Here is a 12,282-nt window from a genome sequence, read left to right as displayed (position 1 = left end):
GCTCCCGCTCACACCAGCAGTGCCGCGTCACGCCTGCGCCTGGGATTTCCACCCGTGACCGGGCAGCCCGTCCTACTCCTGCTCCTCGGCGGCGCTGTCCGTCTCGCCCTGGGCCAGACGCTGGACCACCGCCAGCGTGAACAGAAACAGCAGGGTGGCCCCCGTCGCCAACACATAGAGGTGCAGCCCGCAGGCCACGCCCACCCCTGCCGTCGCCAGCAGGCCCGCCGCCGTGGTCAGCCCCTTGGCCTTCTGGCCCCGGTCCGAGAAAATCGCCCCGGCCCCCAGGAAACTAATGCCACTGACCACCGCGCCCAGCAGGCCGATCATGTCGAAGCGCACGCCATTGTCGTCGGTGCCAAACGAGACGATCAGGGATTCGGCCAGCACCACGAACAGGGCCGCGCTCATGCCCACCAGCATGTGGGTCCGCAGGCCCGCGCTGCGGTGCATGCGTTCGCGTTCCCAGCCGATCATTCCGCTGAGCACAAAGGCCACCAGCGGGCCCTGCATCAGTTTGAGTTCGTTCCAGAAAGAGTCCATGCCCGGCAGTGTACGTAGCCCGGCCCGGACGAATGGTTCCGTGCAGGGCTGCTGAAGGCTTCATGCAGCCTTGCTAGTGTGGGCTTCCTGATGACCTCCTGGCCGCTTCCGCCCGCGCTCTTTCGTCTTTCTGGCTTTTGTCTTTCTCACCCAGGCATGGACGTGGGCCGATGAGCGGCGGCCTCGTCGCCCTGCTCGATGACGTGGCCGCCCTGGCCAAACTGGCCGCCGCCTCTATCGACGACATCGGCGCGGCGGCGGGCAAGGCCGGGGTCAAGGCCATTGGCGTGGTGGTGGACGACACGGCGGTCACGCCCCGTTATGTCACGGGCTTCACGCCGGACCGCGAACTGCCGATCATCTGGCGCATCGCCAGGGGTTCGCTGAAAAACAAGATCGTGTTTATTTTGCCCGCCGCGCTGCTGCTGAGCCAGTTTCTGCCGTGGGCACTGAATCCGCTGCTGATGGTGGGCGGGGCGTACCTGTGTTTCGAGGGGGCCGAGAAGCTGTACGAGGCGGTCTGGGGCCACCACAACCCAGAGGGAGAGGACGTCATCAAGCTCGCCAGCGACGCCCACGAGGAGAAGATGGTCTCGGGCGCAATCCGCACCGATTTCATCCTGTCGGCGGAAATCATGGCAATCTCGCTGGCGGAAGTGGCCGCGCAGCCCCTCTTTTCCCGCGCGCTGATCCTGGTGCTGGTGGCGCTGATGATCACGGCGCTGGTGTACGGCGTGGTGGGCTTGATCGTGAAGGCTGACGATCTTGGCGTGCGGCTGGCGGCTACTGGTTCCAGGACGGCGCAGGCAGTGGGGCGCGGCTTGGTCAAGGGCATGCCAGTGGTGATGTCGGCGCTGTCGGTAATCGGCACGGCGGCGATGCTGTGGGTGGGCGGTCACATCATCACCGACGGGCTGGACAAGTTTGGGTTGAGCTGGCCCGCCCACACGCTGCACGAATTGGCGCTAGCAGCGGGCGGGGCCATCCCTTTCGCAGCGGGCGTGGTGGAGTGGCTGGTGGAAACGCTGGGGTCTGCCCTCGTGGGCGTGCTGCTGGGCGGACTCATCGTGGCGGCGCTGCACCTGAGGCCAAAGAAGGGCGGGGCGCATTAAAGGGCCTTGGCGGGCCATCTTCGTTTACCCCTGAAGCTGCTGAATGCGCCAGCGCAGCAGGCGCTGCAACATCATGGGGTAGACGTGCAAAGGCACCGTCAGCACCAGCAACCCAGTGACCACGTCTGACTGCGAAAACCACAGTGGAAGGGCGATCAGACAGGTGGTCAGGAACGCCCAGGCGTGGCCCAGTTCGGAACGCCAGGTCTCCTCCGCCAATCCCGCAAGCGCCCCCCGCTTCCCGGTATACCCTCTGGCCTCCCGAATCATCCAGTTCCATCCGATCAGATCGAGGCCCCGGTCAAAAGCCCTTACCCCCAGCCTCCGGTACCACTGGAACTCACTCGGTCCCACGTTGAAGGTGAGGGGTCCAGCCGTCCTGCGGAGGCTCTGAGGGACAACCTTGACCGCCACAATCATCAGCAGCCAGTGAAGGAGCCAGGCGAAAGCGAATGCTGGGACCGCACCGAGGGGCAGGAACTGGCTCGTCCAGAGCGCGAGCGCCACCGTCAGTCCACTGGCCAATCCCCAGTTCATCTTTTGACCTCGGTGAGCGGAATGAGGGGCGTGGGGTAGGGGGCTGGCATGAAGAAGGCGACCCGGAGGTCGCCTTTGATGTTGCACAGGATAGCGCGGTATGCACCCGGTGTCCAATTTATACGTCCCGTGCGGTCTTGAGATACTGATAGACCGTCTCCCGGCTAATCCCGAGGTCTCTGGCGAGGCTGGCTTTCGACTCGCCCTTCTCCGCGCGCCGCTGCAACTCACTGACCTGGGCAGCGGTCAGGGTCTTTCTGCGTCCCTTGTACCCCCCAGCCTTTTTGGCCGCCGTGATGCCTTCGCGCTGGCGCTCGCGGATCAGGGAACGCTCGAACTCCGCAAAGGCCCCCATCACGCTCAGGAGCAGCTTGGACATCGCGGAATCCTCTCCAGTAAAGGTCAGCCCTTCCTTGATGAACTCGACGCGCACGCCCTTCTCCGTCAGCCCGTTGACCAGGGAGCGCAGGTCATCGAGATTGCGGGCCAGGCGGTCCATGCTGTGCACTACCACGGTGTCCCCCTCGCGGGCGTGACCCAGCAGGGCGGTCAACTGCGGGCGCTGGGCATTGCCGCCGCTCACCTTGTCGGTGAAGACCTTGTCGAAGCTCAGCCCATCCAGTTGGCGGATGGTGTTCTGGTCATTCGGACGAGACGCGGGTGTAGCCGAGGCGGTGGCCTCTGGTGGATTTATTCATGGCGGCTCCTGTCAGGTTAGGGTCTAGACCCCGACAGCCTACTGTCGGATAACGCTAAAATCAACCCTAATCTGACGCTTTTCAGCCCTCCATCTGACGTCCAGTTGGGGTATACCCAAAACTGACAGTCTGAAACTACCCGTAGAGAGCCTCAGCACGTTTCCTAAGGTCGCCAGGCCGAGCCAGCGTTTTGAGCAGTCCAGCCGGTCATATCGGAATGAAACGAGAAATGGGGGTAAGATTCAATGAGGCTGACGGTCTGACTCTCCAACAGGCTCAGGTCTTGGAGCCTGAGTGGAACGGCCAGCGCAGCACTTCGCCCAGTGCCGCCACGATTTGCGGATCGAAGTGGCTGCCGGTCTGGGCCTTGAACTCCCGCTGTACGGCCCCCGGCTCCCACGCCCGCTTGTAACTGCGCGGCGAACTGAGCGCGTCGTAGACATCACACACCGCCAGAATCCGCGCCAGCAGGGGAATGGCCTCGCCAGAAAGACCAGCCGGATAGCCCGTGCCGTCCCAGCGTTCATGGTGATGCCGTGCGGCCCGCCGGACCGTACGGGACAATCCAGGCAGCAGGCGGATCAGGCGGGCGCTGTATACCGGATGACGCTGCATCTGGCCCCACTCGTGCGCGGTGAGCGCCGTGGGCTTGCGGCGCACCTGAGGCGGCACGAACAGCTTGCCCAGATCATGAATCAGGCCTGCCCGGTACACCTCGCGTACCTGAGCCGCAGGCAATTCCAGCTGTCGCGCGACCGCGACGGCCAACAGCGCCACCCGTCCAGCATGGGCGGTTGGCGACCATGCTGCGGCGCATCGGGCCAGCCGCATGGGGTGTTCAGGTTGTTCGGAGGTGGCGGGCCTGTGTGACCGGGCACTGACCGCCGGCGCGGAAGCTCTCATCATGCATCACCTGTCTGAAGGGCGGACAACGAAACGCCCTCACCAGGACTGGTGAGGGCGCTGCACACCGCTTAAAGCGGGCTGAAGACGAACTTGTCGCTGGTGCCGCCGCGCAGCACGCTGTCGGTGTGTTCGCCCGTGAACAGCTCGCCGGTGATGGCTTCCAGCGCGCCCCACACCGCGCCCAGCGTGAAGGTGCACTTGCGGTCACTGCCCAGGGCCTCGCCCGCCAGACACATGGTGTCCTGGGTCTCGATGACAATGTCCTCGCCCTCGCGGTAGGACGCGGTCACGGCCGCCAGGCAGGTCCCGTCCTTACCGATGGCCGCGTTCAGCAGTCCCGCGAGTTGCTCGACGGGGACGTTGCTGCCGGCCACGCCCAGCTCGGTGGCCAGATTCCGGCCCCGCACCTTGCCCGCGCGGATAAAGACCACGGCGGCGCCGTCTGGGCCGAGGGTATCCTCGACACCGACGATCACGGCCTTGAAGCAGACGATGGAGCTGAAGTCGCCCAGCTGAGGGCGCAGGGGAGCAATGGTGGCAGTCATGGGAGTTCTCCTTGGGTACAGGGTGCCGAGCAGCCCCGCGAGTGAAGTGGACAGTGTGGCCATGGGGCCTCCGGGAAGGGAGCGTTGGTGCTCCAGATGGCGGTGCGGGTGTTCGCTGCCGCTCGCAGGACATCAGGGTGACGAACAGTGAGCGGCAGTGCTGGCCTTACAGGATGATGGAGACGCTCTGGGCCGCGTCGCGGGCTTCCATGTGCAGCAGCCCCAGATTGACGCCCGCGGGCGCGACAACGGCCAACACGCCTTTCTTGCCCGCAGCGTAGATGTAGACCTGCCCATCGGTGCCGCCCACACTCATGTCGGTGAGCTGGCCCGAACCCAGGGTGTCGTTGATGCGCTTGCCCAGCCCCAGGGCGGTGGCGGCCATGGCCGCCACGCGGTTGGCGTCCACGCCGCCGCCCATGTCCTGCGCGATGGGCAGGCCGTCGACGGTGGCCACCAGCGCGCCGCGCAGTTCAGGCAGCGCGCCGCGCAGGGTGGTGAGGGTGGAGGTCAGCTGGTCTTGCTTGCTCATGGTGGCGGTCATGGTGGATCCTTTCCGGGAAGGGGGTGCTCCCGGGACACGTGAAAAAAGGCGAATTCAGAAGGGTCAGTGGATGAAGGGGGAAGGGTGGTGTTCGGTCCGCAGCGCTGGGGCCAGCTGCAGTTCCAGCAGAGTGGCCAGCGTCCGGCGCACCTGATCCGGGCAGGTGGCGTTCAGGCCCACCACCTGCGTTTCAGGCAGGCCGAAGTACAACGCCACGTCCTCCGGCAGCCACACCGAGGCCTGATCCTGCCGGGTCACGCCCACCAGAAACGGCACCGGAATGCGGCTGGTGATGAAATCGAGCATGTTGCGGGCGTGGGCAAAGTCCTCGGGGCGGTCTCCGGCCACCAGCAGCACCAGTCCGAGGGCGCCCTCGCACAACACTTCCCACATGAAGTTGAAGCGGTCCTGGCCGGGCGTGCCGTACAGGTGCACGTCCTGACCGTCCAGGCGCAGGGTGCCGAAGTCGAAGGCGACGGTGGTGTGTGTCTTGCCGATGTCCTCGCTGGCCTCGGCCTCGGTGGCGACGACGGGGGTCTCGGAGATGGTCTGGACAAAGGTGGTCTTGCCGGCGCCAACAGGCCCGGAGACCACCAGCTTGAGCGGCGCCTCGGTGGCGGTCATGCGGCGCCTCCCTGGGTGAAGCGGCGAAGCGCACCCAGCAAACGCTGCACCAGCGGTTGGGGGGCAGGAGAAGTGGGGGGGAGCGTGACGGGCACGAGGTCATCTACGGTGAAGATCCCGTGTCCATGCGGCAGCGCCGGATGGTGGGCCGTGGGTGGTGGGCGTGAGACCGCCGCCCGCTGGGGCGCGATCAGGTCCATGGCCCGCAGCCGGTACAGGACCGTCTGCATGTCGTGTGGTGACAGCCCCAGCTGCGGCGCGAGTTCGGCGGCGCTGCTGCCCCCCGTCAGGTGGGGTTGCACGAGGGTCCAGAGTGACGCGAGCGAACCGGGCACGGGCGGGGAATGGGGCACGGGCACGAAGCGTGTCTCGGGATGCGGCAGTTGATCGTCGGGAATCACCGGTCCGGTCGTCCCAGGACTCGCCGACTCGACCAGCTCGTGAACCAGGCTGGCGAACGGCTGATCATAGAAACGAACGTCGCCCACGAGCAGGGCCTGTCGGTGGAACTCGAAGGCCCCGTGACTCTGGGTGTGCAGCTGATAGAGGATGCCCCGTGCCCGGGCCAGGGCTTCCACCGGAAATCCGTCCAGGTACATCGCACGCAGCTGCCCTCTGTTCAACACCAATTCAACGGTCTTGCCCTGATAGGCGGCATGAAAAAACAACGTCCCGGTGTGGCGGTGCAGGACTTTTGCCAGGTCAGCGAGCGTTTGGTGTTTAAGGTCGCCGAACAGGGCCATATCAACTCCTTGTAAGAGACGAGAAAGGGTGTCTGAGACGGGAAGCAGCCGCAGCATCTGCTGGCCGGGTTTAGTTGTATCCGGTTCAATGTGACAAATTCATCACTGGGCGGGGCGTCCTCCTGAATGAGGTATCAAGCCCTACACTTCAGGAACGACGTCAAGGCGAAGTCATGGGCAGAACGCCGTTGCCAGCGATCTTGACCGGCCACAGCCGCCCATCGGGTGCCCCCGCCCAGCACGGCTGTGTAGGGCCTGAATCGACCTCCTAACGGCTGGAACGATGGAAAATGAGGAAAAAATAAGCCCGACGGGCGAACGGCGCCTGTTAGTGTTCTGTGAGCTTTGCGGCACGGGTTGGGTGCCCGCCCGCGCCGCGAGGACAGCGGCCGGACAAACGGTCCGCTCGAGCGTGCCCGCTGCCCTGTTCAAGGCGGGGGAGGGGCGTGTCACTGACCCTTGCGTTTGCAAGAGAATGGGGGATCGGTTGTTCACAACGCAGCACAGAGGCCGCTCACCCGGAAGTCAGTGCCAGGAACACGCGCACCACCTGCGGATCAAATTGGGTGCCCGCCTGCCGCTCGATCTCCGCCTGAGCCTGTTCCGGCGTCCAGGCCGCCTTGTACGGCCGCACGCTGACCAGCGCGTCGTATACGTCCACCACCGCAAAGATGCGCGCCAGCAACGGAATCTGGTCCCAGGCCAGTTCGTCGGGATAGCCCTGTCCGTCCCAGCGTTCATGGTGGTGGCGGATGACCCCCAGCGCGGCGGGTGGCAAGAGGCCCAGCGCGGCGGCGAAGCGTGCGCCCTGGGCGGGATGGGCTTGAATGAGCATCCGCTCATCCAGGTCCAGGGCAGCGGGCTTGCGCAGCACCTGGTCTGGAATGCCAATCTTCCCCACGTCGTGCAGGGTCGCGCCCAGTTCGAGGGCTTCCAGATCCGCCGCACCGAGTCCCAACGCCCGTCCAAGGGCCAGGGCCTGCCCCACCACCCGGTCCGTGTGCCCCCCGGTATCTCCATCCCTCACTTCCAGCGCCAATCCCAGGGCGCGCACCGCGGCGCGCTGCGCGTTCAGGGCGGCCACCTCGGCCTGCTTTTGCGCGTCGATGTCGGTGCAACTGCCCACCCAGGTCACGTCGTCCGCACCTGGGGCGCTGACCTTGCGTCCTCGCACGACGAACCAGCGGTGCTGGCCGTGGGTATCGCGCAGCCGGTATTCGATGTCGTAAGGCTGTCCGCTGTGAATGGCCGCGGTCCACACTTCCAGGGTGGGGGCCACGTCATCCGGGTGCAGGGCGGCCTCAAACCCGAAGCCCTGGGCCTCGCCGATCAGGCCGGTGTACTCGGTCCAGCGGCCATTGACATGGGTCCAGCGGCCGGCGGCGTCGGCGGTCCAGAGCATGATGGGCATCTCCTCGACGAGACGCCGGTATTCCGGTGCCGGCCCCAGCGTCATGGGGGACAGATGGGTCACCCGCGAAGTGTAGGGGGGGGCGTGATGCGCATCAAGGCCGGGCGGACGCCGAAAAACTTCATCCAATGGGGGAGAGACCGATCACAAACGCTGGTGCGCACTCGAGTGCTCCACCATCCCCGGGTTATGACCAGGCACGACGAGGCGCATCAGCGCTGGGTGAAGACCCTGTCTCAGAGGCTGGGATGGGCTGGAGCCAGCCACCATCGTCCTCAGTGACCGCCGAAAGGGCTGGTGGGGCAAGCGGCTTTTATTCGGAGCCTTCAGGGGTGTCCAGGTTCTGCAGCGTGCAGCGCTGGGCCTGGTCACGTTCCAGCGCGTCAATCAGCTCGGCCATGTTGCCCAGCTCCCCCTCGGCGTACCGCTTGAACAGAGGCAAGAACCGCTGGGCGACAGGGTGCAACGAGCGCTGCTGCCGGTTCAGTCGTTCCCAGCGCCACAGCCGCTCCACACTCCACTCTTCGGGCGTCATCGGCGTGCCGTCCGGATGCTTCATCCCTTCCCCTGTTGACGCTGTGTGCTGGGCCGGGCTCCAGCGGTCCCCGCCCCGTCTCCTTGCGCCCACCGCGGATCATCGAATGGGTGGGGGGTGCCGGCCCGTCGCGGCGTTGGCTGCGGACAGGCGAAGGGTGGAGTTGGCCGATTCACCGGCCTGGACCGCCCCGGCGCTTGTGCCGGTACATCGCCCCGTCCGCGCGCGACAGCCAGGCCCCCGCCGTTTCCCCGGCCCGCCAGCGGGCTGTTCCCACACTGGCCGCCGCCCCCGGATACACCGCCTGCACCGTCTGGGTGACCCGGCCGATGAGGCCCTCGGCCGCGAGTGCCCCTTCCGGCAACAGCAGCGCGAACTCATCTCCGCTGATCCGGTACACCTGCCCGAGCGCGCCCACCTCCTGCGCAAAGCCCTGAGCGAACCGGCGCAGCAGATCGTCCCCCGCCGCGTGTCCCAGACGGTCGTTGACCGCCTTAAGGCCGTCGACGTCCACCACGGCCAGGCGCAGCCCCGCGCTGGAGGCGGCCACCACCGCCTCCAGGTCACGCTCGAGCGCGCGGCGGTTGAGCAGGCCGGTCAGCGCGTCACGGTGGGCCAGTTCATCCAGCGCCTGTGCCCGTCCCTCGCTGTAGGCCGCCCGCTCCCGAAAGGTGCTGAACAGGTGGAGTGCCGTGATCAGCGCGCCGTGAGAAAACAGCAGGGTCACCGGCAGGGTCAGGCTGTCGAAGACCCCGGTCTGACCCAGCGTCCGCCAGGCGTGGGGCAGTGCGGTGAGAATCAGCAGGGTCAGGGTGCCCCAGGCCCAGCGGGCCGCGCCCGCCGGTGACCCCCGCACAAACAGAAAGACGTACACAGTGGTGAGGTGCAGCAGAACGGCCAGGCGGACCATCGGCGTGGCGGGATGGTCCGGCAACCGGTACAGCGCCAGGCCCCAGGCCAGCAGCAGGGTGAGGGCGTAGACCGGCGCGGCGCTGTGGAGCAGGGGGGCTCTGAAGGTGCGTGGGCCGAACCGAGCCAGGCTGCCGTAGACAATGATCAGGCTCAGGAGGCCCACGTACGGCGGGGCAGCGATGCGCAGGAACACCAGAATCAGCAGGCCGATGGCCGCCGCGAGCGGGGGAATCCACCGCACCAGCCCGGCTGGATCAGCAGGCAGCGTGGAAGCCTGTTCAGGCTGGGGAGGAGCTGGGGCAGGTGGCAGGTTCATGGCAAGGAGGCCCTGGAGCACTGAGGCAAAGGAAACGGGAGGCGGCGGCACGCCAGCCCTTGCAACCGGTCCAGGGTGTGGGTGGAGCTTAAAGGCCGCTGGCTTTCCAGGTCATCACATTTGCGGCGTGGGTCATGCATGAACGGCGGTCAACACGCTTTCAACGCCGTGCTGACCAAGGGTTTCTTGCGTTGTTCATCTTCAGAGACCCCTGCCAGGGAGGACTGCAAAGCCGCGGCGGGAACGTGAGCGCTGGCGGTCCAGAACCTGACTGCTTCAAGCGCATGTCAGGCTTCGGTGCCTGCCAGGACCGCTGCGCAGAGCCAGGGCATGCTGTGAACCATCACTCCAAAGACAGCACCACTTTCCCGCGCACCTCCGGCCCCTCGGCATATTCATGTGCGGCGCGAATGTCGGCCAGGGCAAACACCCGGTCCACCGGCACTTTTAATTCGCCGCGGTCAATCAGGCGACTCAGAAAAGCCAGATCCAGCCCACGCTCGGCGGTTCGTACGGCGGCAAAGCGCGGCGCGGCACCCGGCAGCATGGCCGCAGCGTCCGACAGCCGGGTGGGCAGGCCACGGGTACTGACCAGCACGCCGTGCGGGGTCAGCGCGTGGTTGACCGCGCTGAACTTCAATGCGGGCGGCGTGTCCAGGATCACGTCCCACGGCTGGCCGATGTCGTTCCAGTCCAGTTCGTCGGTGGACAGGGCCTCGTCCACGCCGAGCTCACGCAGATACTCCAGCTTGACCGCGCGGGCCACACCGGTCACGTGCGCCCCCATGATCCGGGCCAGTTGCACCGCGAACGCTCCGATGCCGCCGGACGCGCCGTAGACCAGCACCCGCTTTTTGTCCTGGCTGTGTTGCAGGTGCCCCTCGCCGCGCAGGGCTTGCAGGGCCGTCAGGCCGGACAGGGGCACCGCCGCCGCCGTGACCAGATCAACGCTGTCCGGGGCCAGTCCGACGCGCGCCTGAGACACGGTGACGTAGTCGGCAGCGCCGCCCCCACCGTGCCCCAGCAGAGCGTACACCCGGTCTCCTGGACGGTAGGCGGTGACCGCTGGCCCGCAGCCGGCCACCTCACCCGACACATCGAAGCCAGGCGTGAACGGCAGTTGCCCGGCCATGAGGAGACCCAGCCCGCCGCCGCGCAGGTTCAAGTCGGTACCGTTGATGCTGGACCCGTGAACGCGGATCAGCACTTCGTCCCCCTTCGGGGCGGGCCACGGCACTTCCTCGACGTCCAGCACTGAAGGCTCACCAAAGCGGTGGAAGCGGGCCGCCCTCATGTCTGCCCGGTCCGCGCGAACAGGTCTGCGTGCTGACGCACCCACTGCTCCAGGGTGGTCTGTTCCACGGGCAACTGCGCCAGGACACGGTCCATCTTCACCACCATCGCGTCCATGGGGGTGGCCTGTCCGGCCCGGTAGGCGGCGACGATGCCGGCCTCGGCTTCCGGTCCCATCACGCGGCCCATGATCGCCCCGAACTGCTCGGGGGTGATGGCTTCGTACCGAATCTGGCGGCCCAGCGCGCGGGAAAAGGCGGCGGCGATGTCCGCGCCGCGGAGCGCCTGTGGGCCGCCCAGGTCAAAGGCCTGCCCGGCCAACTCAGGCCGTCCCAGCGCGGCCACGGCAAAGCGTCCCAGGTCCTGCGCGGCCAACCAGGATGTGGGGCGCTCAGCCTCCACCGGATAGGCCAGCACAGCCTGGGCCCTCAGGCGCGGCAGCACCCACGGGCCCAGGAAGTTTTCCATGTATGCCGTGGGCCGCAGGATGATGCTCGGCACGCCGCGGTCGCGCAACAGCTGCTCGAGATGAATGCGGTAATCCATCATCGGCATTCCCGTCGGCTCGGCGGGCGTCTGCCCGCTGGTGTTGAGGACCAGCAGCTTGACTCCATGTTCTTTCGCAGCCTGGATGGCGTTGCTGGCGGAGTCCAGCGGGTTGCCGCCGCCCGAGAACGGCAGCATCAGGAACACCCGGTCCACGCCCTGCGTCGCGCGGCGCAGGCTGTCCAGGTCCGCCAGATCGCCCGCCACCACTTCCGCGCCCCTCTCGGCCAGCGCGCGGTGCTTCCCTGGGTTGGTCACCAGTGCCCGCACGCGGTATCCGGCGTCCAGCAGGCCATGGGCCACGGGCGCCCCCTGCACCCCACCCGCGCCGTACGTCAGGATCAATTCGCTCATGGTCTGTTCTCCCTGTTGACCCGGTGAAGGTGCGGATCAGGTCAACCACGCTAACAGGGACGCTTCAATTTGTGAAGCAGTTTCCAGAAACTGCTATAGTTTCTTGAAATGAACTTTGACGTCCAGATTCAGGATCGCCCCGAATGCACGGTGGAGTGAGCGTTGGCCGTGATCGAGGGCAAGTGGACCACCCTGATCCTGCGCGATTTGCTCTCAGGCACGCGGCGTTTTGGTGAGTTGCGGTCCAGCCTGAGCGGCATCAGCCCCAAGACCCTGACGGACCGCCTGCGCGATCTGGAGGCCCAGGGTGTGTTGACCCGTCAGGTGTTCCCGGAAATTCCGCCGCGCGTGGAATACACGCTGACGGACAAAGGCCGCGCGTTGGGCAGTGTGGTGCGGGCGCTGGCCGAATGGGGGGCAAAGTGGACGTGAACGGAAGACCTGGTCGGTTCAGGCCGGGGCGCAGGGCGGTAGACCGATGAAAACCCCGGCCAGAAGGCCGAGCAATAGCGCAGTTCGCCTCAATGTCGCAGTTTGACCTCCAGGGAAAATCTAGGTGACGGAGAACTCGGAGGCAGGTGCAACACCCCTGGCCGCCCAGCTCCGAGAACTCAACCCGGGTCTCGTCGTGTTGGAAGTCACTGGCGGTCTGGAGCGGGAGGT

Annotated in this window: 15 protein-coding genes; 2 read left to right on the top strand and 13 right to left on the bottom strand. The window is 66.3% G+C overall.

The genetic code is table 11. The annotated features are described in order from the left end of the window. Nucleotides 1-72: 72 nt before the first annotated feature. Nucleotides 73-543: an MgtC/SapB family protein gene (locus HNQ08_RS23120; protein ID WP_184137327.1), complete on the bottom strand. Its 471-nt coding sequence runs from the start codon at nucleotides 541-543 to the stop codon at nucleotides 73-75. Between the two features lie 170 nt (nucleotides 544-713). On the opposite strand from HNQ08_RS23120, the gene HNQ08_RS23115 reads away from it, so the two are divergent. Next, nucleotides 714-1,655, top strand: coding sequence for a DUF808 domain-containing protein (locus tag HNQ08_RS23115; protein WP_179164907.1), 942 nt, complete (start codon nucleotides 714-716; stop codon nucleotides 1,653-1,655). A 24-nt stretch (nucleotides 1,656-1,679) separates the two neighbouring features. Here the strand turns inward: HNQ08_RS23115 and HNQ08_RS23110 are convergent, their stop codons facing one another. From HNQ08_RS23110 to HNQ08_RS23055, 12 genes are all read right to left on the bottom strand, one after another. Next, on the bottom strand, nucleotides 1,680-2,192 hold the full coding sequence (locus HNQ08_RS23110) for a glycosyl-4,4'-diaponeurosporenoate acyltransferase CrtO family protein (RefSeq protein WP_184137326.1): 513 nt from the start codon (nucleotides 2,190-2,192) through the stop codon (nucleotides 1,680-1,682). Between the two features lie 118 nt (nucleotides 2,193-2,310). Further along, complete coding sequence (locus tag HNQ08_RS23105) at nucleotides 2,311-2,775, bottom strand: recombinase family protein (protein WP_425321372.1); 465 nt, start codon at nucleotides 2,773-2,775, stop codon at nucleotides 2,311-2,313. Between the two features lie 391 nt (nucleotides 2,776-3,166). Next, nucleotides 3,167-3,793, bottom strand: coding sequence for an HD-GYP domain-containing protein (locus HNQ08_RS23100; RefSeq protein ID WP_189366256.1), 627 nt, complete (start codon nucleotides 3,791-3,793; stop codon nucleotides 3,167-3,169). Nucleotides 3,794-3,864: 71 nt separating this feature from the next. After that, complete coding sequence (locus HNQ08_RS23095; protein ID WP_184137322.1) at nucleotides 3,865-4,341, bottom strand: hypothetical protein; 477 nt, start codon at nucleotides 4,339-4,341, stop codon at nucleotides 3,865-3,867. 166 nt (nucleotides 4,342-4,507) lie between these two features. Beyond that, a complete protein-coding gene (locus HNQ08_RS23090; protein ID WP_139404788.1) occupies nucleotides 4,508-4,885 on the bottom strand; it encodes a roadblock/LC7 domain-containing protein in 378 nt (125 codons plus the stop codon). 63 nt (nucleotides 4,886-4,948) lie between these two features. Continuing rightward, nucleotides 4,949-5,509 (bottom strand): GTP-binding protein, encoded by a 561-nt coding sequence (locus HNQ08_RS23085; RefSeq protein WP_184137320.1) that lies wholly within the window; start codon nucleotides 5,507-5,509, stop codon nucleotides 4,949-4,951. Beyond that, complete coding sequence (locus HNQ08_RS23080) at nucleotides 5,506-6,252, bottom strand: hypothetical protein (RefSeq protein WP_184137318.1); 747 nt, start codon at nucleotides 6,250-6,252, stop codon at nucleotides 5,506-5,508. Before HNQ08_RS23080 ends, HNQ08_RS23085 begins: the two co-directional genes overlap by 4 nt. 514 nt (nucleotides 6,253-6,766) lie before the next feature. Further along, on the bottom strand, nucleotides 6,767-7,726 hold the full coding sequence (locus HNQ08_RS23075; RefSeq protein WP_229790191.1) for an HD domain-containing phosphohydrolase: 960 nt from the start codon (nucleotides 7,724-7,726) through the stop codon (nucleotides 6,767-6,769). Nucleotides 7,727-7,976: 250 nt separating this feature from the next. Beyond that, a complete protein-coding gene (locus tag HNQ08_RS23070; RefSeq protein ID WP_184137316.1) occupies nucleotides 7,977-8,222 on the bottom strand; it encodes a hypothetical protein in 246 nt (81 codons plus the stop codon). A gap of 148 nt (nucleotides 8,223-8,370) precedes the next feature. After that, a complete protein-coding gene (locus HNQ08_RS23065) occupies nucleotides 8,371-9,426 on the bottom strand; it encodes a GGDEF domain-containing protein (protein ID WP_184137314.1) in 1,056 nt (351 codons plus the stop codon). Nucleotides 9,427-9,769: 343 nt separating this feature from the next. Beyond that, the gene (locus HNQ08_RS23060) at nucleotides 9,770-10,720 is read right to left on the bottom strand and encodes an NADP-dependent oxidoreductase (protein ID WP_184137312.1); all 951 of its coding nucleotides are present in this window, start codon (nucleotides 10,718-10,720) and stop codon (nucleotides 9,770-9,772) included. Continuing rightward, the gene (locus HNQ08_RS23055; RefSeq protein ID WP_184137310.1) at nucleotides 10,717-11,619 is read right to left on the bottom strand and encodes an SDR family oxidoreductase; all 903 of its coding nucleotides are present in this window, start codon (nucleotides 11,617-11,619) and stop codon (nucleotides 10,717-10,719) included. The genes HNQ08_RS23060 and HNQ08_RS23055 overlap by 4 nt, the downstream gene beginning before the upstream one ends. A 168-nt stretch (nucleotides 11,620-11,787) precedes the next feature. Between HNQ08_RS23055 and HNQ08_RS23050 the strand changes: the two genes are divergently transcribed. Next, a complete protein-coding gene (locus tag HNQ08_RS23050; RefSeq protein ID WP_229790194.1) occupies nucleotides 11,788-12,051 on the top strand; it encodes a winged helix-turn-helix transcriptional regulator in 264 nt (87 codons plus the stop codon). Nucleotides 12,052-12,282 lie beyond the last annotated feature (231 nt).

The organism is Deinococcus humi, from assembly GCF_014201875.1.
GTDB lineage: Bacteria > Deinococcota > Deinococci > Deinococcales > Deinococcaceae > Deinococcus > Deinococcus humi.
Note: the sequence above shows the minus strand (reverse complement) of the source record. Positions and strands in the feature narration are given on the sequence as shown.